This window comes from Rhizobium sp. NZLR8 (assembly GCF_019685025.1).
In the GTDB taxonomy this organism is placed as follows: Bacteria; Pseudomonadota; Alphaproteobacteria; order Rhizobiales; family Rhizobiaceae; genus Rhizobium.
In genome coordinates this window covers 93,715-113,393 of record NZ_JABDVY010000021.1, presented here as the reverse complement: position 1 = coordinate 113,393, position 19,679 = coordinate 93,715, and the positions used below count along the sequence as shown (strand labels likewise).

The window sequence follows — 19,679 nt, the reverse complement described above, 5'->3', positions numbered from 1 at the left end:
GCGTAGCGAACACCATCTTGGCCAGCAGATTTATCTGCACCGACAGGCCGGACATCTGATTGCAAGCAATCGCGTTGTCCGTATACTCAAACCCTGACGAGGGAGGAGCCGTCCACATCTGCAATCTCGAAGGCTTACCGGCGCAACCTGATTGGCACGAGCGGTGCTCAGAGTAAGCCGGGTCCCTAAAGCCCAAATCCGATTGGGAGCTTAAACGACTATGCACATCGTGGTCTGTATCAAACAGGTGCCGGACATTAGGGGGCCTGATATCGTCTTAATCGGGAAGCAGACAATTGACGGCGACACAGCCCCGGTCGGACCCGGAATCGCAAAGAGGCTGAACCTCCAGCAACTGTCTTGCGTAGCGAAGATTGTTTCCATTGATCCCATTTCTCGCGAGCTCGTGGTTGAACGGCGCGCGCAACGCGGCGCTTCGGCCATCCCGGCATCGGTCTCGACAACAGGAATATTAGCAAGCGATGACAACTTTGAATGAGTATCTCCGACAGAAGCACGAAGCACTACTCGATCGGCGGGCGCGCGTCAGAAGGGGCGATCTGAGTGCGGTCACAATGGAGGCCAGTGCAAGCGCTGAAGGCCGCAGCGGCGTACGTCGTATCCGAATTCGGGATTTCCAGGTCATTTCCGACAGCCCGCCAGATTTCGCAGGCTACAATCTGGGTCCGTCGTCTCCAGAACTGCTGCTCGGCGCGCTTTCGAGCTGCCTGACCCATACCTTTCTGATCTATGCGTCCGATCAGGGCGTGCCGCTGGAATCGCTGAATGCGGAAGTCTCCGCCACGATCGATCTGCGTGCAGGTGCAGAAGGATATGAAGACGTTCCCGTCTATCCCCAGGACATCAACTACCTGGTCACCCTGGTATCTCCCGCAAGTACCGCGGACGTCGCCAGACTGCAGGCGACCGTGGAAAAGCTCTGTCCAATCCTCAATCTCCTGAAACGCGGAAACGAGGTGCGCGGGCAGTTGGATCACCAGCAACCTGACCATCATATAAGGAGCGCCGACTGATGACCGTGTAGTCATGTGTCAGCACGTGTTCTCGACTTCGTCTCGTGGGAACCCGTCGGATGTCGGTTGCTGCATAATTCCCCAAATTGGTATCACTGAAGGATAAAATCATGCGGCCATTCGAAATGCGCCCGCGGCACTGCCACAAGGGGTGCTCCGGTAGGGCCCAGATGGCGAGCACGGGTTTGCTTGAAGCAAATTGCTGATACACCAAGGAAAAAACCGAAGAGGAGCACACCATGGCTAGTCAACCCGTTGCCACCTGCATCGTCTTTGCATCGCGCCCCTCCGGAAAGCGGCTGCGAATTTCCGGCTCGAGCGGGAGACCGTTCCGGGATCTCGCCGAGGGCGAGGTTCTTCTCCAGACGCTTTATCTTTCCCTTGCCCCCTACATGCGGGACCGCAAGGACAACGCCAATTCCTGCCAAAACGACAACAGCCTCCTCCTCAACAGAGACCGTCGATCTCGGCTCTTTCGGGCCGGTCGGAAGGTCCGCGACCGAGGACCGCTTCCGCCACCGAGCGTCGGTCTTCTGATTGATCCCGTGACGCTTCGAGAGCGCCATCAGGCCTCTTGACTACGTTTTATCGCTCGACGAACTGCCTCTGTCGTCGTGGCGCTCCCATAAAGAACCTGGCCCATAGCGCATCCTTTGATTTGGAAGACAATGTTCATGTCGATTAAGGCTCCTTTTGGCGGCCGGAAAACGTGCATCCGTTTTCTAGTTCCACCGCTCACGACCGCGTCCGGCAACGGACAGTTTCTTCGAATTCCGCGGGCGCACTTTCTATCAGTTTGCGCGACGGAGTACAGGTCTGAGGCGATGAAGGGGCGGACAACCCGGGTTAGCGGCACCATCTTACCCCTGTAGGCCTTGATACCGTGGACCCGACAGCGCGCAAGTGAATATCGTTGCGATTACTATGTCCTCGGGTAAGGAGCGTTGAAATGTCAGCGGGATGCGCGCGATCGAGCTCGGTGCTGCCACAGCGGGCGTCGACGGCGGAGGCGCCGCAGTCGAACATCCCTGACTCTGCAGCAAACGCGAACGCTGTTAATCCCAGACAAGTCGATTGGGGCTCGTGCTTGGCAAAATCACAACAAAAAGCGCGCAGCTGGAACGTCGTACACCACTGCGGTCAATTCCGTTATCGGCGCACAAATTACATTTGCGAAAGAAGATGGGATGCCAGACCTCTCCCATTCAACAATCCACACCTACAGGAAAGTATAATGGTCAATGTAACAGACATTTCCAAATATTATCCGACCGCTCATTCGCAAGGTATATTTGCCGGAAGGCGAGGTTATCACCGTTGACCTTCTTCCCTGGGTTGGTGTCCACTTTGCGGGCAGGCACATAAGCTACGTCCTCAACAAAGGTTGCACCGATTCGAGTTCGCGGTTGACGCTACGCGTGGCGATACCTCTCTGGAATCCACTACTTTTAGGAGGCACGCCATGTGTAATGAATTGATCCTCATCATCGACGACGATGAGGAAACTCGTACTCTATTAAGAACTTACCTTGAGAGAGAAGGTTATCGAACAGTGGAGGCCTCCGATGGAGAAATAGGCCTTGCGCACCATATGAAACTGAAACCCGATCTCGTCATGCTCGACGTCTCGTTGCCCCGCCGGAACGGCTTTGAGGTATTGGCTGAAATTAGGCGGCGCGGCGACACGCTGGTGATTATGGTGACGGGCCGGGACAAGCCTATTGACGAACTGCAGGGCTATCGATTCGGAACAGATGATTACATTGTCAAACCGTTCGATCCGGACTTGGTGGTAGCCCGTACCATAGCGGTGCTACGGAGGGCCGGTGGTCGCATCGCCAATCTGCCAATCCGCCTTGGAAAACTGACCGTCGACCATTCCGCACGCACCGCATGGGTAGATCAACCGACCGGACGAAAAGACCTGCAGCTGACTCCAACGGAGTTCAAGCTTATCTTTCGTTTGGCTCGTTCCCCCGGCCGCGTGTTCGAGCGTGGTGAACTGGTTGACGAATGTTTTCCAGACAATGTGCCGCTCGAGCGGACCATTGATTCTCATATGTGCAATCTGAGATCCAAACTAGATGCCGCTGGCCTTCGTGGCATGTTGGTCTCCGTCAGGGGCATTGGATATCGAATGGACACTAAAGATGGCTGAATACAAAACTAGAAATTTGAAAACGATGATCGTTCGCGCTTTGAGCGTGCAAACCTTCATATCTTTAGGGGCCTTTTACCTTGGAGTTACGATCTTTTTCACGATACTGCATCGCTTGCAGTCTTTGGGCTATTTTCGGGAAACCAACGGATCGCACTGGAGGGATGTCGCCGTACTCAGTTTAATAGTAACAATCGGTCTTATTCCCGCCGTCATTGTCGGCCGTCGCCTAGCCCAAGACATAGTGGGCGCTCTGCCACCAATTGCAGCTGCAGCCCGTTCGATAGCCGCCGGTGACTATTCAGTGCGTGTCACGGCGCCCCCGCACTCGTTCGAGGAGACCTATGCACTTACTGCCGATATTAACGCTATGGCCGAACGCCTGGAGGAGTTGGAAGCAGATCTCAGATACCGGAACTCAGCGATTGCGCATGAATTCCGCACGTCCCTGACCGTGCTATTTGGCAATCTGCGTGGACTTTCGACTGGAGCCATCGAACCAAGCCGGGAGCTCTTCGCTCGCATGATTCCCCATGTCAGCTGTCTTGCTCCTATGGCCAACGATTTAGAAAATCTTCGATTATCGAGCGCCAACAGGCTCGATCTTAACATCAAAGAGATCGACCTCGCGGTGGAAGCTGAGACGCTGACCGCCTCGATGGAGGACGATTTGGTCGCTGCCAGCATCACAATAGAGCGACAGTTCGATCGTGCAGTTTGCATCGCCGATCCCGCGGGAGTGCACCTAGTGCTGCGCGCGCTGCTCGATAACTGCCGCCGCTACGCACCGGGGACTACCGTGACCATCCGGACCTATGAGGACGAGGATTGGGCCATGATACTTTGCGAAGACACAGGCCCTGGCTTGCCGGCCGCCGTGGTGGATAAAGTCTTCGATCCCTTCTGGCGCGGCGGTGACTCGCGAGAGCGCGTTCCCGAAGGCAGCGGTCTTGGCCTTACAATTGTAAAGACGATAGCAAGTGTCCATCACGGCGAAGTCGTCATAGATACTGATTGCGGACGAGGCTTCAAAGTCAAGATCCGGCTGCCAAAGAACGCCTCCGGCGTAAAGAGGATTTAGTGTTGGAGGGCGTGAACTGAAGGTTTGGCGATGCGCTCGCCACCCTTGTCTGACCCGGCGAAGAGCCAATTTTTTCTTCCGATTCCAAGCGGTCTCATGGCCCGTTCAGCTATATTGCTGTCTATCTCGACGCGACCGCCGTCGAGATAGACGCTCAATGCTGCCCATCGCGAGAGGGCATATCGCATTGCCTCGGCCAGCTTCTGCTTCTGTGGCAGCGTCGAGAGCGTCTCGTCTATCCAGCTCTTGAGGTCCGCCGGAATGGGTCTGGCGTGTTACCGGCGCAGTGTACGCCGCTCGTCAGCCGACATGCCGCGGATACGATCCTCGATATCGTAGAGTGCACCAATGCGCGACAGAACTTCGTCAGCGGTCGGAGATGGCTTGCGCTCGATCACATCATGGAATTGCGGCGCACATGCGCCATGCAGGCGGCCTCAACAATCTGATTGCCGTAGAGCTTCTTGTAGCCCCCATAGCCATCGGCATGCACCACACCACTTAAGTTTGCGAGGTGGTCAACCTCAATACTTCCACGTACAAGTTTCGACATTTTCTACCATTTTTTCGATCTTAAGATTATATTGATGTCTATGTATTGCGGAACCATGAAATGCACGCGTCTACAAGAATATCTAGCGGATCTATAACGTCTGAACCTTTGAAAATGTCTCGCGATGCGACAGATAGCTCACTGCATCCAAGTATAATAGCGTCCGGCTTGAGGCTTCGTGTTCGCGCTACCAGTAATGCCATTTTAAACCTGGCGCGACTTATATTTCCGCTCTTGACGTCATCAATAACCCTTGCTGCGTCTTGTTGAATTGAGTCGACGTCAGGGACAGCGCCGCCCCAGCCTGCCGTTGAATTTCCATATAATTTGTGTTGAACAGTTGCTTTCATTCCTAAGACAATTGTTCGCAGGTTATCCATATCCGTGCCGTTATGCTCATATATAAAGTCGCGAGTAACCTCAACTATACTAATGAATTTTATTGTTAGAGCGTTTGCAATATCGGAAGACCAAAAATGTGCCGTATTGCAGGGGATGGCTATAGCTCCACATCCAACTTTCTCGAGCCATTGCGTGCGTTCCAGGATTTGCCGCAACGGCGCGTTGCTGCCGATAGATATTGCGTTTGATCGATCAGAAATGTTGGGAAGTGATAGAGCAATAAATGGAACGTGCTCTTGATCTGTGTCCACCCCACTTTTTTGAGCCAAAGCCTGCAGAAATTTCGCAGTTGCTAGACTTCCCATTCCCCCCACCACTCCAAGTGGCTTTTTTAGCCCAATTATGTGGGGAGGACAGGCATTTGCTTGCGGTTTGACCTCAGACATCAGAAAGTCTCATCTTACGGTAGAGCGGATTTGGTGACACATGAGGGCACCGCGGGCGACTGCAATCGAAGTTTTTCTGTTCACTGCTCGGTCATTGCGGAAGGTCCCCTTAGTTGGTCTCGGCAGCACAAGGCCATGTGAGTCATCATCGGTGTCTCCTTGTTGCCGTCTGTATGTACTTAGTAAGTTCAAGTCCCGTGGAGGTTTGATGGAGCGATCATGGACGCGCGGCCTGAGGGCGAGCGCGTCCCAAGGGGAGCGCCTGCACGTTTCATAGCGCTGTAGCGGGTGATCGGCTTCGCGGGCAGCCGTCATTCGAGCGTGCCGGCGTTCCGACGATCAGCCGCGGTGCTCTCGGTAATGGGTGATCGCTGCGAGCGAGGAGCATCTGCACCGCATCTATGACTCGCAAGGTGAGATAATCCCACCTTGAGGGGTGCCGTACGCGTCCGTGGAGGGCTGCCTTCCTGAGAAGTGAGGCGAGCTCGATGTTCTGTCTATATAGGCGTCAATATAGACAGTGTCTTGGGGGTGCAGGAGGTTCTGAAGCATGATCCGTTGTCAGGGGATCTCTTCGTCTTCAGGGCCGCAGATCGGATAATTTGAAGATCATCTGGCATGATAATCTGGCCGCCTACCTTTTTGCCCGGTGGGTTGAGAGAAGCCCGAAGCCGACCGTTTCGGCGTTCGTATCCTACCCAACACTGCAGGTTGCCACAGCGTCGCGGAAGCGGTGCTGACCGCAAGGATGGCACGCGAGCTGTTCGCCACCGACTGGATCAAGCTCGAGGTCATCGGCAACCATGATACGCTACAGCCGGATGTCTTCGGTCTCGTCGAGGCGGCTCGCATTCTCGTCAGTGAAGGCTTTGAAGTCTTCCCGTACACGACGGACGATCTGGTCGTGGCCGAACGACTGCTGGAGGCCGGCTGCAAGGTGCTCATGCCTTGGTGCGCACCGATCGGCAGTGCCGTCGGGCCGCTCAATCCGACAGCGCTCAGAGCAATGCGGGCCCATTTCCCTGACGTGTCGCTGATCGTCGATGCCGGCATCGGCCGGCCGTCGCACGCAACTGCGGTCATGGAGCTCGGCTTCGATGCGGTTCTGCTCAACACCGCCGTTGCCGGCGCCGGAGATCCCGCCGCGATTGCAGCCGCCTTTGCCGCGGCAATCGCCGCCGGCAAGCAGGCCTTTGACGCTGGCGTGCTGGAGCCACGCGACATGGCCGTCCCCTCCACGCCGGTGATCGGAAAGGCGGTGTTCACATGAAGCTTGATCCGTTCTACCTGATCGTCGACAGCGCCGAATGGATTGCCCGGCTGGTACCCCTCGGCGTCAAGCTGGTGCAGTTGCGCATCAAGGATCGTCCGGAGACTGAACTACGCGCCGAGATCCGTCGCGCAGTAGAGGTGCCCGGAAACGCTTGCCGAATGCTTGCCTGCAGTGAGGTCGCGATCAGTAGCAGAAGTCCCGCGAGTGCGCGCCTTGACGAAATGGAACCATTGGCCACATTCGCGCGTGACGAGAGCGCCAGCAACATACAGCGATCACTCACTCGCCCCGTGGCAGTGCCATATGAGCCAAACGATTATTTAGGAGTTCTGATTTGATTGTATATAAATATGTCTCCCTCACCGCGCTTCGCGGCATTATCGAAAGCCACCGGATCGGGTTTACACGGCCGATTGATTTTAACGATCCTTTCGATCAGCCGCGCGTGCTTCGGTCTGCCTATCCCAGAGGCATGAACACTCTCTTCGACACCTATGTGACTGGAGAGGAGATGGCAAGAAATGCCGACACCACATGGGGACAATGCGCGGTCGCAAGCTTCACTCGCACTTATGACAACGGCCTGATGTGGTCTCATTATGCTGATAGCCATCGCGGGGCTGTTATCGAGATCGATGCGGACGTGGCGAGGCTTACCTCTCGCGGTCTGCTCATACCCGTTCAATTCGGCTCGGTTATTTATATGAAGCGGCCAAATAGAGACACGTACGAGAACAGGACGAGAATTGCCGAGATCGGTGACCAGCGATTCGATATCGAAAACTACGAGCTTTTGCAGCGGCTGTTTCTCTCCAAGCCGATCTCGTGGGCATATGAGGAGGAGGTACGCGCCGTAGCCGACATTCACGGACAAGTCTGGAATGATCGTATAACATGTGACGGATTATGGAAGAAGATCGGCCTTACCGACAAAACCGTCTTTGGTTTGACCCTGCCAAAGCGTTCGATCACCCGCGTCTTTGCTGGCTCCCGGTTCTCGGAAATGGAGTGGTTGAAAGAGCAATCAAAACTATTCGGATTCGAGATCATGACCGCCGCCCCGGCCATTGAGACCTACGACCTGTCGTTCAACCTGCGAGATGATTTTCCGGACTAGAGTGACAAGAGATGGTTGTTCAACGGCACCGCGATCGACAACGTCGTCGCACGTCGAATTTCAGCAGGGCGATAACCACTGATGAAGGGTCATCGTCGTCTCCTTGACGTTTGTGAAAGACCAGCGCGCCGGTCACGGCGGGATGGAGGGGTCTAGGATCGCGTGGGCGACCGGCAGCGCCGGCTATGCCTTTGCGGATGGCCCCGCCCGCGGATTGTCGGTGCGTCGCATTATCGCGGCATTCGGCCACAATGTTCACTTAATACCGCGCAATATTTAAAGCTATTCGGTAACCTCCGTAAGACCGATGCAGGCCGCGAGGAACCCGGCAAACACCCCGGCCTTCTGGCGAACATTGACAGGTCCTACCCATCGGCAAACCATCTGCAAATGTCCTACACTGCCGACTTTATCTCTGAACTCACCCGGGCGGCCAACGAGGTCGACAAACTGAGCACTGACGAATACCGCCGCCTAGTCGAGCGCGCGGTAAGAATGGTGCGGGAGATGCGCCTGGAAACCGGCACTCGCCCCAGCCGCGGAAATTATGTTGTGATGGGGGACCTTGAGATCGCTGCGTTGATGACAGAGGCTGCTGCGAATAACGACGAAGTCGAGGGTGTTCTGCTCAACCTCGCCGGCATGATCCGAGCGCTGAAGATCATGGTGGATGGGAAGATTGGCGTGCGGAAGGGCGATTAAGCGAGTTGGTGTTGGGATGCCCAAATCCCGTTTGTAGAGAACCTGAGTAGATATCGTTGATCCGCGTGACCTCGATCAGTTGGCATCCTCAAATTTGATCGCACATCTCTACGTTACCCGTATTCCAAAGATCGTGGAGTGCCCTAACTCGGCCGACATTGTCCCTTGTCATGCTCCCTTTAAAAACTCGATGTGTTGCCCGCGTCAGGCGATTGCGAACGGCTTTCGCCAAAACAATAATCGCCCGTACCGACGATCTTCTCGGTTGATCGCGATGGAGCCTCGGCGAGGAACGCCCAGGTCTGCTCGTGCTGCCGCTTGCCCGCGAAGTCAGTAACGCTTCGCCCGCTATGTGCGGGGATTCCTGTTCGTCAACATTTGCGCATCGCCCGCGCGGACTCGCGTTGCAGCGTTTCCAGCAGATGCAATGCTCGATCAGCTAGGCCCGCCGGAACAAAGATGTGGTCGTGGTGATATGCTGCCACCATGTTGCACGGTATGCCAGCTTCTGCGAGAGAGGCAGCAACGCCCGCCGTAAGGCCGACGCCATCGAGCGCAGAATTCACATTGAGGGTGATCTGGCGCATCGCAAGTGAAGTTTCGAACCCCGCTTCGTGCGCCTCTCCTTTCTCAAGGATGACTGTCAAACCTTCTCTTTCGTGAAATGTCCCAATCGGATTCAGATTGTGGACTTTGCTCCCCTCATTGGGTATCGAGCAGAACACATACTCGCCGTCTTTGAGCGAGGGCGTCATGTTCGACAGCATTTCGAACTTGTCTCGCGACACAATAGTCATTCTAGCGGGCTCCTTTGCCTATCGTCATGATGTCTTGGGTGTTCATTGTCTAAGACGGGAATTGGGCGCGAACAAATGAGATTTCCTTAACTGGCATAAGGCAGATTGACGACGTTGGATCGATTTCAACTTGAGGCACTCGTCGCACTCCTTCGCAGCGCAAGCTTTGAGCGGGCGGCCAAAATACTTCGGATTACGCCTTCGGCGGTCCCGCAACAGATTAGAGCGCCTGAGGAAAAGGCTGGCGGTCTTGATCGTCCGCGGTCATCCGTGCCGGCCTACCCAAATTGGAGAGAGGATATCCCGTCACGCCGCACGACACTCACACGACAACGTTGACTCCTTCTGAGAGGCCGTCCTCTCCATGCCCGAAGTAATAGCATGTCACCTCGTCTCGGGAGACCATGATTTCTCGCTCGAGGTAGTGATTCCCGACATGGCTACGTATGAAGCAACGGTTCTGATCGCGTTACTCGCTCTTCCCGCAATTGGCGTCATCCGGACATCTTTCGCGATGCGCCTCTATAAATACAACGGTCCGTTACCACTCGACAGCGCCGGCATCCCTTGGTGTCGCGGCAACTCACAGGGTGGCTCCTGCGTCGGGGTCGGAGTAAAAATCACTCATGCGACAATGTTAGGCCGTAATCCGTCGTCAGGGCCGCAGACTACCCCGCCTAAGAGTTCAATGAGTCGATTACCAGTTCGACCGAAGCAGCTGATCAGCTTTCTGACGGACACATCGGCAACGCAGGCAAGAAGGTGGGCAAGCCAGGCTTGGGCTTCGACGCCGTTTAGATTGGCGATTGTCGTGGCAGCGTCTGGACGGACTATGAAATTTACTCGTGGGCACGATCATGAACCTTCCCTGCCCCGTTGACAGGATGCTCCAAAAAACTGCGCTACCGATACAACGAGGGGCGCGTTTGCCTAGGGGCCGGGGCCAACCGTTTTGTCGCGCAGGTTCCAATTCAACCGAAGGTCCAGCGTCGTCCCGGCCGTCGCTCGACCGTTGTCAGGCATCTGCAAAAAGCTTCCCGTTCATGTACTTTAGGCCGGTGTCGCTCGCGACCGTGACGACCGTCTTAGCCTGCCCCAACTCCTTGGCCAAACGAATCGCCGCAGTAACATTGAGGCCCGTGGACGTACCGACCAGCAATCCTTCCTCCCGTGCCAATCGGTGACACATAGCGCGTGCTTCCTCCTCCGGAATGCTGCGCGCTTCGTCATAGAGATCTTGATTGAGCAAAGGCGGAACGAAGCCTACCCCTATGCCCTCGACGTGGTGGGTTCCGGCCCAACCTTTCGATATGACAGGTGAAGAGGCCGGCTCCAGAACCACGATGCGAATCGACGCTGAGCGCGACTTCAGAATCCTTGCCACGCCCATTGTCATCCCGGCCACACCAACTGCGCCACAGAAGGCGTCGATACCGTCTGGAAATTGTGTGACCAACTCATGGCCGATCTCCTCGTAGCCAATCAAGGCGTCGCGGTTGTTAAATTGGTCCGAATAATAGCAGTCCGACCGGTTGGAGACCTCCCGGGCGTGACGGATCATAGACGGAATTAGATCGGCCGAAATCTCGCCGGACGGGCTGTGGATCAGATCAACGGTTGCGCCAAAGCTGCCCATGGTACGCAACTTCTCCATGGCAAAGGCGTTTGAAGAAGCCACGATGAGATGATAGCCTTTCACCGCGCAAACGAAGGCGAGCGAGGACCCCGTGCTTCCCCCACTCGCCTCGACTACTGTCATTCCTGGCTTCAAATCTCCGCGGCGCTCAGCCTCTTCGATGATGGACTTTGCCATGCGGTCTTTATACGAGCCCGTCGGGTTGAAATACTCGAGCTTCACAAAGACTTGAGCGCTCCCGTCCGGTACGACGCGACGCAGGCGTACGACCGGTGTATTGCCAATAGCGTTGAGCGCAGTATTGGGCAAGCCACCCGGGTGAACCGCGTGTTGAGTTTTCGATGGGCGTCAAACCGATGCAAACACCCAACGAGATCATACAGCGGATTCCCACGAAGTTTCCCAAGAGACTGCTGAACCTTGGAATCGAGCCGCACGCGATGATGCCGAATTTGCGAGCGGAAGAACTGCGCCAGCCGCGCCATTCCCCTTGAAGAGTCAGCTGGTTGTCAAACATCACAGCCGAGGTTCCCTGCCCTACCCTTGAAAACTGTGCCCGAGTTGAACAGCATCCCATTGAAGCGCGACCCGTGAGTTGCTGCACCCACCTTCCTTGAGGAGGTAGAGCCGTGGAAAAAGCTGTTCAACGATGTCAGCGCGGCGCATCGCATATCTTTTCTAGAATCCCTAGAGCGGATGCGGTCCTTCGAATCCTCGACGCGTCGAAATCCGCGTCGTTCTCCAGAGCTGTCACCTCTGCCACAGTCAGACCAGTGGTTTCTGCGACGTCGTCCAGCGAATAGCCGCGAGCCAGGCGAGCTTCTGCAAGCAGAGCGCCAACGGACGGGGCAACTGGCGATTTCGCAATCTTCGAGACCATGTTCATGTCGATTAAGGCTCCTTTTGGCAGCCGGAAAACGTGCATCCGTTTTCTAGTTCCACCGCTGCCGACCGCGTCCGGCAACGGACAGTTTCTTCGAATTCCGCGGGCGCACTTTCTATCAGTTTGTGCAGCGGAGTACAGGTCTGACGCGATGAAGGGCGGACAACCCTTGCGTAGCAGCCGACGAGAGGTAACCCAAGCTCCCAACTGCGGCGCACACTCACGACGGCCGACAAGTAGCTTCCGATCTGGCAGGAGCGTTCGCCCCGGTCGGGAAGCTCGTAGGGAGTGATGCACTGATCATTCCCGAGCGGAGAACGATGGACAAACAATTCGAGAGTTGCCTCGGCGCGATACGCTCATGGCCCGCAGGTTCGGCCAGAGCCTGTGAGAAACCTGCCGGGCGCTGTTGATCGGCCGTCGTCGTGAAGAGATCGCCTGAGAACGGCGCATCGGGATCAAGCGCACCCTGAGCTCAAGGGTCGTTCATCTTTAAGGATTTGAGGAACTTTGAGCGCCCGAAAAGAGGATGCGGACAAAGCCCGCATCCTCTTAGCGTTCGCCTCAGTTCTTGGTGACGAAGTCCTTGACGTTGGCAGGCGTCACGAGCTGGAAGGGAATGTAGACCTTCTTTTCGATCTTTTCGCCCTTGGCGAGCTTGAGCGCTGCATCGAGCGAGCCCTTGCCCTGGCCGGCGGCATCCTGGAACACCGTGACGTCGAGATCACCCGCCTGCATGGCGGCAAGCGCGTCCTGCGTGGCGTCGACGCCGCCGACGACAACCTTGGTCATATCCTTGCCGGCTGCCTTCAGCGCCTGGATGGCGCCGATCGCCATTTCGTCGTTGTTGGAGATCACGGCGTCGAATTCGATGCCGCTGGAGAGCCAGTTGGTCATCAGGTCGGCGCCCTGGGTACGGTCCCAGTTCGCCGTCTGCTCTTCGACGATCTCCAGACCCTTGCATTCATCCGTCTTGATGACGTCATGAACGTCCTGGGTCCGCATGCGCGCAGCCTGGTTGGAGAGCTCGCCCATGATGACGACGGCCTTGCCCTTGCCGCCGAGAATACGGCAGATCTCCTTGGTTTCCAGCGTGCCGGATTCCTGCTCGTTCGAAGCGACGAAGGCCTGCTTCTCCGGCAGCGTGTCGACGTTGACCGGCTGACGGTTGACGTAAACCAGCGGAATGCCGGCATCGGCCGCAAGCTTCGACATTGCCGTGGTCGCATCGGTATCGACAGGGTTGACGATGATTGCATCGACCTTGGAGGCGATGAAATTCTGGATCTGGCTCTGCTGCTTGGAAACGTCGTTTTGTGCGTCTTCGACCTGCAGCGTCACACCGCTGAGTGTCTTTGCATAATCGGTCATGCCGTTGCGCAGAACCGTCAGGAAATTGTCGTCGAATTTCGCCATCGAGACGCCGACAGTTTCTGCGTGAGCCGCCGTCGACATGACGAGCGCCATCGCAGTGCCCAGGATAAACTTTTTCATTTTACTTCCTCCACAAAGCGGTGCCCGGCTGCACCCTCCTCACGCCGGGTTTTCAGCACGCTGGCCGAAAACAATTACCAGGGCCGCCAGAAAAAGGCCGAACATCTCCATAAGATATCAAGACGATCTCGATGCTGACGACCAGCCTCCCCTTCGCCGCTACGTTGACTCGCGCGAACCCCAAATTTTTTGGTGCCTGATTTGATGATTTAAGTTCGCAGTCTTCAACAGCGCCAATGTCGAGCGTCTTTCACAGATGACACCACAATGATGCAAAGCCGACACATGCCATATTGTCCAATCTCTTCGTCAGCTCTCGCGTGATCGCGAGGCAACGTGACGCAGTTTTGGTAAGCTTCTATCTATTTCACTTTGAGGTCCATTCATCGTTGTTTGTGAAGTCTCTCATTCTTGAAAGAATCGTCGTCGTGAATGAGAGAACCCCATCAGTACCCGGTTTTTTTCAGGAATATCGAACCCGATGGCAGGAGAGATTAACAAGAGCGGCGGCGCCGCAATGGACCGGGCAGTCGCTGAACTGGGCCGGTCGAGGCGGCAACTCTACACTCGCCCTCGCAGACCTCCTGGCTCCGGCGCAGACCTCTCCGGAGAGGTCGTTGGCGACGACATGTCATCTGCACTTGTCGATGCAATTTTATTGCATGACCATGTCCAATCGCTGGCAATAGGGACCCTGTCAGCGTCAGCGTCCGACTCCTTGAATCGACGGTCGACTTCCGCGCGTTCCTCTCCGCTACCGCTTTAAGCTCCGAGAAGAAGTGATGCATTGAGACAGCAAACTCTACAAATGCGATCGGCGACGACCGCGGGCGTTGGTGCACAGATCTGGAATTGAACGGATGGGGATCTTTGAAACGGCTGATCATGCCGAGGCTGCCTTGCGGCGGACGAATTTCGGGCGTGCGCAGTCAAGCATGCGATTGAGAACGGCGCAGCCGATGACGCCTTCGGTCTGCTGACCAGGTCGCGACCTCGCCCGCAGACGCCGCCCGATGATGGACTTTTATCGCCCGATTGCCGTTTCGACCAGCGAGCGTTTGCCGTAGCCGTTAGAGAGTTGCCATTTCATGCGGCCCCCAAAGGCATGAAATGCGATATATATAGAAGTATATGCAATAATATATTGCATAACTCACGGGTTTCTCACAATAGAAAATAAGATCTGCCATATTGGAAACGATATACTTTTAAATATATCCGACACATCTGTTGCGTTGCTTGTCGTTTTCATCAAGTGTCCTGTTATGATGAGTTACGACAGTGCAACAGGAAAATTCTTTCCCATGAATGCTGAAATCTTGCCGGCGACATCATCCTCCGGAAGGTTTGCACAAGGAGCGCGATGACATGGATCACCAAAAGAAATCAGACAAGCGCCTTGGCTACTCGCATCTGCGGTTGGCAACCATCGACGGCGTGTCGCTGCCTGGTCTACAATTGTCACTCGACCGGCAGGAGGGCTCTGTGTCGACGAAGAAGACCTTTTTCGAACAATTGCTCCTGGATTTTGCTTTCGGTTGCTACCTATTTTATCCGATCCAGCTGTATGAACATCCCGCAACGAGCGAGAGGACGACAAAGGCGCTAAACCGTTAAGTGAAAGTTACGATATGTAATTGGCAGAATTTGGACCGGCCGCCACGTTCCTCCTTTGAAAGCCACGTCTATCGGGTTTCCATATTTCAGGAAGGAAGCGCCGGCTCAGTCGCCAACGCTTGCAAACTCCAACAACAGGTCGGCGCGCGGATGGAGGATATCATGGACGACCTTGATGCGACGCAAGCAAAGGACGGCTCGGGCACACAGGCTTCAACAGGTAGGAGCACGGCAGGAACATCGGAAGATGGTAAGAAAGCCTATTGGGAACCCGACCGTTACCCGGTACACGCAAGGCGCAGTTCAAATCTCTCTGCCGGTAATCAAATACGCTGACAACGCGCGCTCGCCTGCCAAAATCAAAGAAATTTGACGCGCAGGGTTAGCCCATCAAATTTACTGCAGAAAGGATTCGTTCTCCGTGTCATTTTGTTCTTCGAAACGCATTCGCATCGCCGCACTTGCAGCGACTGCCATCGTGCTGGGCACCCAGATCGCAATTGCGCAAGAACCGTCTATAGGGTCTCAGTGGCTGAACTCGCCGACATCTCGAGTAGAAGCGCTTGCGGTCCTTCAGACCTTGAATGCCAATCTCCTGAGTAACGCCAGTGCTACGTTGACCCTTGATCGCTGGTGCGCCGCGCACAAGCTCGCACCGGAAGGTTCTAAGATTGTAGCTCAGCGTGTGGGCGGGCAAGACAAGCCGGCCGATGAGCACATCCGCGAACTTCTGACCGTCGGCCCCGGTGAACTGATCGCCTATCGCCGCGTCCGCCTGGTCTGCGGCGACCGCGTCTTGTCGGAAGCCGACAATTGGTATGTACCCGCAAAATTAACTGCAGAGATGAATCAGGCGTTGAAGACCAGCGATATCGCGTTTGGCAGAGCCGTTCAGGCTCTTAATTTCACTCGCACAAACCTGTCTGCCAAGTTGCTCTGGTCCCCTCTATCCGAAGGCTGGGACATGGAGGGCTTAACAGCGCATGAAACAGGTCCCCTTACCCTGCCGCCGTTCCTGCTCGAACATCGTGCCGTACTGAAACTTCGAGATGGCACGCCGTTTAGCGCCTTGGTCGAAAGCTACACGGACAAAGTACTAGACTTTCCAGTTCCGCGCCTGCTTGCTCAATAGCGCTTCGGTAGCTCAGCATACTTGCTGAACTGCGCGGGACGAAAATCGACAGCCACTGCATGCGACAAAAGCGCCTGCCTTGCCGAAGCGTGTCGGTCGGGCGATTGCCCTTGTCGATTCGTTGAGCGCGGCGACCACGCACGATAGCCTAAGTGCAACCCGGATCCCAAGCCATGGCAGATTGTGGCTTGACAGTCTACTCGGCAAGCCTCTACCCTTTTTCGCATTCACCAGGGGGGTCCCGGCAAGGGGCTGAGATACTGCTATCGCGCGCAGTGACCCGTTGAACCTGATCCAGTTCATACTGGCGTAGGGACGGTGCAAGCGCTCGAAGGCAGTGGATTCACGTGTGGAATCCATGCCGGCGTCTTTTCATCATTCCGGCTGAGGACTGGGTCTCCAATCGAAAACTTGGAGCCTCAAACCATGAATATCGCCGCCACCCCAACCGTCACCACCGGCCCCTTGCCGTCATCCAGGAAGATCTACATTCGGGGGGACATCCATCCCGACATTTGCGTGCCGATGCGCGAAATCAGCCTGCATCCGACATCGGGCGAGCCGCCCGTTGTCGTCTACGACTCGTCCGGCCCCTATACGACCGAGGGCACCGAGATCCGTATCGAACAGGGGCTGCCCTCACTGCGACGTGACTGGGTTCTCGCCCGCGGCGACGTCGAGGCCTATAAGGGCCGCCATGTCCGTCCCGAAGACAACGGCTTTGCCAGCGGCGAAAGGCTGACGCCCGAATTCCCCGCGCTACGCCAGCCGCTGCGCGCAAAGGATGGCAGTGCAGTCACCCAACTCTCCTATGCGCGCGCCGGTATCATCACGCCGGAAATGGAGTTCATAGCCATCCGCGAAAACCTCGGCCGCAAGGCGCAGGCGGACGCCATAGTCCGCGACGGCGAGAGCTTCGGCGCCCACATTCCCGACCATGTGACGGCGGAATTCGTCCGGCAGGAAGTGGCGGCGGGTCGGGCGATCATCCCCGCCAACATCAACCATCCGGAAGCCGAACCGATGATCATCGGCCGCAATTTTCTGGTGAAGATCAACGCCAATATCGGCAACTCGGCCGTCACCTCATCGATGGCGGAGGAGGTTGAGAAGATGGTCTGGGCGGCCCGCTGGGGCGCCGATACCGTCATGGATCTCTCCACCGGCCGTAACATCCACAACATCCGCGAATGGATCATCCGCAATTCGCCGGTGCCGATCGGTACCGTGCCGCTCTATCAGGCGCTGGAGAAGGTCGAGGGCATTGCCGAGAACCTGACCTGGGAGGTGTATCGCGACACGCTGATCGAACAGGCCGAACAGGGCGTCGACTATTTCACCATCCATGCCGGCGTGCGGCTTCACTACCTCCCGCTCACCGTCAACCGCGTCACCGGCATTGTCTCGCGCGGCGGTTCGATCATGGCGAAGTGGTGTCTCCATCATCACCGCGAAAGCTTCCTCTACGAGCATTTCGAGGAGATCTGCGACATCTGCCGCGCCTATGACGTCTCCTTCTCGCTCGGCGATGGCCTGCGCCCCGGCTCGATCGCCGACGCGAATGATGCGGCGCAGTTCGCCGAACTAGAAACACTGGGAGAGCTGACCAAGATCGCCTGGGCGAAAGACTGCCAGGTGATGATCGAAGGCCCCGGCCATGTGCCGATGCACAAGATCAAGGAGAACATGGACAAGCAGCTCGAAGTCTGCGGCGAGGCGCCTTTCTACACGCTCGGGCCGCTGACGACCGATATCGCGCCGGGCTACGATCACATCACCTCTGGGATAGGCGCAGCCATGATCGGCTGGTTCGGCACGGCGATGCTCTGCTACGTCACGCCGAAGGAGCATCTCGGCCTTCCCGATCGCAACGACGTCAAGACCGGCGTTATCACCTACAAGATCGCGGCCCATGCCGCCGATCTCGCCAAGGGGCATCCGGCGGCACAGCTGCGCGACGACGCGGTCTCCCGCGCCCGTTTCGAATTCCGCTGGGAGGATCAGTTCAACCTCTCGCTGGACCCCGAAACCGCCCGCAGCTTCCACGACGAGACGCTGCCGAAGGAAGCCCATAAGGTGGCCCATTTCTGCTCCATGTGCGGCCCGAAATTCTGCTCCATGCGCATCTCGCACGATATCCGCGCCGAAGCGCAGAAGGAGGGGCTAGACGCGATGGCAGCGCGTTATCGCGAGGGCGGCGACCTCTATATGCCAGTTCAAACCCTGCAACATTCGGGCGAATGAGATGCGTGTGCTTGTCAAAGGGGCCGGCGTTGCGGGCCTGACGGTGGCGCATGAACTGCGCGCTCGAGATGCCGAGGTCACCGTGCTGGATCCTTATGACGGTTTCCTGCGTGCTGCTTCGTGGCTCGCGGGCGGAATGTTGGCGCCCTGGTGCGAGCGGGAGAGTGCTGATGACGCGGTACTCATGCGCGGTCTCACCGCCGCCGACAAATGGGAGGCAATGGTGCCGGGAGAGGTGCGACGAAACGGAACGCTCGTGGTCGCCTCGGCTCGCGATCTTGGTGAACTGCGACGCTTTGCCTGCCGCACGACGGGTTATGAATGGCTGGAAGAACCGGCGATCGCGGCGCTGGAACCCTCCATTGCCGGGCGGTTCCGGCACGGGCTGTTCTTTCGCCGCGAAGCCCATCTCGATCCCCGGCGAGTGTTGACTCTGCTGCGCACCAAGCTGACAGTTCAGGGGGTCACCTTCGTGGGCGAGAGCTCGCATGAGGAGAGCTTCGACAGTGTCGTCGATTGCACGGGCGCTGCGCAGATCGGCGAGGCCAAGGAGTTACGCGGCGTCCGCGGCGAAATGCTTTACCTTAGAAGCTTCGACGTGGATCTCTCCCGGCCGGTCCGCCTGCTCCATCCGCGTTTCCCCGTCTACATCGTCCCGCGTGGAGACGGTCTGTTCATGGTCGGCGCGACGATGATCGAGACGGAATTCGACGGGCCTATTGTCGCCCGTTCACTGATGGAACTGCTCAACGCTGCATACACGCTATTTCCGGCCTTTGCCGATGCAACCATAATCGAAACGGGTGTCGGAATCCGCCCAGCCTTTCCGGACAATCTTCCACGTGCAAGCCATCAGGCAAAGGTGATCTCGCTCAACGGCCTCTACCGTCACGGCTTTCTGCTCGCGCCAGCCATGGCGGCCGAGGCGGCTGAACTTGTCTTCAACCAACATACCACGGGAAGGAATGCCTCATGAAAGTGATCGTTAATGGCGAGGCCCAGGATGTCGCGGCTGAGACGCTGTCGGAGTTTTTAGTCCTGATGGAATACGAGGGTGACTGGCTGGCGACAGCCGTCAACGGTGAGCTGGTCCATCGAGAAGACCGGTTCGATCGTTCGCTCAACGACAATGACAGGATCGAAATCCTGTCGCCGATGCAAGGAGGCTGA

General features: G+C 56.7%; 16 protein-coding genes, 7 pseudogenes and 1 riboswitch. Of the genes and pseudogenes, 15 read left to right on the top strand and 8 right to left on the bottom strand.

All coding sequences use genetic code 11. From position 1 onward, the window contains the following. Window positions 1-262: 262 nt before the first annotated feature. Both HJB89_RS30805 and HJB89_RS30800 read left to right on the top strand, forming a co-directional pair. A pseudogene (locus HJB89_RS30805) lies at window positions 263-445 on the top strand (nitrogen fixation protein FixA); the annotation flags it as partial. 130 nt (window positions 446-575) lie between these two features. Next, a complete protein-coding gene (locus tag HJB89_RS30800; RefSeq protein ID WP_018517770.1) occupies window positions 576-1,034 on the top strand; it encodes an OsmC family protein in 459 nt (152 codons plus the stop codon). A gap of 428 nt (window positions 1,035-1,462) precedes the next feature. On the opposite strand, the pseudogene HJB89_RS30795 reads toward HJB89_RS30800, so the two are convergent. Beyond that, window positions 1,463-1,677, bottom strand: a pseudogene (locus tag HJB89_RS30795) (IS481 family transposase); the annotation flags it as partial. Window positions 1,678-2,496: 819 nt separating this feature from the next. Here HJB89_RS30795 and HJB89_RS30790 point away from each other — a divergent pair. Continuing rightward, a complete protein-coding gene (locus HJB89_RS30790; RefSeq protein WP_018517771.1) occupies window positions 2,497-3,192 on the top strand; it encodes a response regulator in 696 nt (231 codons plus the stop codon). Further along, window positions 3,185-4,273, top strand: a complete 1,089-nt coding sequence (locus HJB89_RS30785; protein WP_026242470.1) for a HAMP domain-containing sensor histidine kinase — start codon at window positions 3,185-3,187, stop codon at window positions 4,271-4,273. The genes HJB89_RS30790 and HJB89_RS30785 overlap by 8 nt, the downstream gene beginning before the upstream one ends. A 26-nt stretch (window positions 4,274-4,299) precedes the next feature. On the opposite strand, the pseudogene tnpC reads toward HJB89_RS30785, so the two are convergent. Together tnpC and HJB89_RS30775 are read right to left on the bottom strand one after the other, a co-directional pair. Then, a pseudogene (gene tnpC, locus HJB89_RS30780) lies at window positions 4,300-4,799 on the bottom strand (IS66 family transposase); the annotation flags it as partial. Between the two features lie 65 nt (window positions 4,800-4,864). Next, a complete protein-coding gene (locus HJB89_RS30775; RefSeq protein WP_131704921.1) occupies window positions 4,865-5,614 on the bottom strand; it encodes an aspartate/glutamate racemase family protein in 750 nt (249 codons plus the stop codon). 682 nt (window positions 5,615-6,296) lie between these two features. Here HJB89_RS30775 and HJB89_RS30770 point away from each other — a divergent pair. From HJB89_RS30770 to HJB89_RS30755, 4 genes and pseudogenes are all read left to right on the top strand, one after another. Then, window positions 6,297-6,884, top strand: a pseudogene (locus HJB89_RS30770) (thiazole synthase); the annotation flags it as partial. Next, window positions 6,881-7,051, top strand: a pseudogene (locus tag HJB89_RS33900) (thiamine phosphate synthase); the annotation flags it as partial. The pseudogenes HJB89_RS30770 and HJB89_RS33900, both read left to right, overlap by 4 nt. Window positions 7,052-7,221: 170 nt before the next feature. After that, on the top strand, window positions 7,222-8,004 hold the full coding sequence (locus HJB89_RS30760; protein ID WP_018517782.1) for a DUF2971 domain-containing protein: 783 nt from the start codon (window positions 7,222-7,224) through the stop codon (window positions 8,002-8,004). A gap of 390 nt (window positions 8,005-8,394) precedes the next feature. Then, window positions 8,395-8,706, top strand: coding sequence for a hypothetical protein (locus HJB89_RS30755; protein WP_018517781.1), 312 nt, complete (start codon window positions 8,395-8,397; stop codon window positions 8,704-8,706). Window positions 8,707-9,077: 371 nt separating this feature from the next. Here HJB89_RS30755 and HJB89_RS30750 read toward each other — a convergent pair whose 3' ends face one another. Next, complete coding sequence (locus HJB89_RS30750; protein WP_018517780.1) at window positions 9,078-9,503, bottom strand: ACT domain-containing protein; 426 nt, start codon at window positions 9,501-9,503, stop codon at window positions 9,078-9,080. Window positions 9,504-9,608: 105 nt separating this feature from the next. Between HJB89_RS30750 and HJB89_RS33895 the strand changes: the two genes are divergently transcribed. Beyond that, the gene (locus HJB89_RS33895; RefSeq protein ID WP_077987977.1) at window positions 9,609-9,842 is read left to right on the top strand and encodes a LysR family transcriptional regulator; all 234 of its coding nucleotides are present in this window, start codon (window positions 9,609-9,611) and stop codon (window positions 9,840-9,842) included. A 22-nt stretch (window positions 9,843-9,864) separates the two neighbouring features. Next, window positions 9,865-10,383: pseudogene (locus HJB89_RS30740) on the top strand (Lrp/AsnC ligand binding domain-containing protein); the annotation flags it as partial. A 135-nt stretch (window positions 10,384-10,518) separates the two neighbouring features. Here HJB89_RS30740 and HJB89_RS30735 read toward each other — a convergent pair. From HJB89_RS30735 to HJB89_RS30720, 4 genes and pseudogenes are all read right to left on the bottom strand, one after another. Then, window positions 10,519-11,448 (bottom strand): PLP-dependent cysteine synthase family protein, encoded by a 930-nt coding sequence (locus tag HJB89_RS30735; protein ID WP_018517779.1) that lies wholly within the window; start codon window positions 11,446-11,448, stop codon window positions 10,519-10,521. A gap of 343 nt (window positions 11,449-11,791) precedes the next feature. Further along, entirely contained in the window at window positions 11,792-12,025 is a 234-nt protein-coding gene (locus HJB89_RS30730; protein WP_026242471.1) for a RodZ family helix-turn-helix domain-containing protein, read from the bottom strand. Window positions 12,026-12,586: 561 nt separating this feature from the next. Next, on the bottom strand, window positions 12,587-13,516 hold the full coding sequence (locus tag HJB89_RS30725; RefSeq protein ID WP_026230977.1) for a sugar ABC transporter substrate-binding protein: 930 nt from the start codon (window positions 13,514-13,516) through the stop codon (window positions 12,587-12,589). 883 nt (window positions 13,517-14,399) lie between these two features. Further along, window positions 14,400-14,615 (bottom strand): annotated as a pseudogene (locus HJB89_RS30720) (IS5/IS1182 family transposase); the annotation flags it as partial. Window positions 14,616-14,884: 269 nt separating this feature from the next. On the opposite strand from HJB89_RS30720, the gene HJB89_RS30715 reads away from it, so the two are divergent. From HJB89_RS30715 to thiS, 5 genes are all read left to right on the top strand, one after another. Then, window positions 14,885-15,133, top strand: coding sequence for a hypothetical protein (locus HJB89_RS30715; protein ID WP_026242465.1), 249 nt, complete (start codon window positions 14,885-14,887; stop codon window positions 15,131-15,133). Window positions 15,134-15,554: 421 nt separating this feature from the next. Further along, window positions 15,555-16,265 (top strand): hypothetical protein, encoded by a 711-nt coding sequence (locus tag HJB89_RS30710; protein ID WP_018517749.1) that lies wholly within the window; start codon window positions 15,555-15,557, stop codon window positions 16,263-16,265. Between the two features lie 222 nt (window positions 16,266-16,487). Continuing rightward, window positions 16,488-16,599: riboswitch (TPP riboswitch) on the top strand. 92 nt (window positions 16,600-16,691) lie between these two features. Next, entirely contained in the window at window positions 16,692-18,509 is a 1,818-nt protein-coding gene (gene thiC / locus HJB89_RS30705) for a phosphomethylpyrimidine synthase ThiC (RefSeq protein ID WP_018517748.1), read from the top strand. Window position 18,510: 1 nt separating this feature from the next. Next, window positions 18,511-19,485 (top strand): glycine oxidase ThiO, encoded by a 975-nt coding sequence (gene thiO / locus HJB89_RS30700; RefSeq protein ID WP_018517747.1) that lies wholly within the window; start codon window positions 18,511-18,513, stop codon window positions 19,483-19,485. Then, a complete protein-coding gene (thiS, locus tag HJB89_RS30695) occupies window positions 19,482-19,679 on the top strand; it encodes a sulfur carrier protein ThiS (RefSeq protein WP_018517746.1) in 198 nt (65 codons plus the stop codon). Before thiO ends, thiS begins: the two co-directional genes overlap by 4 nt.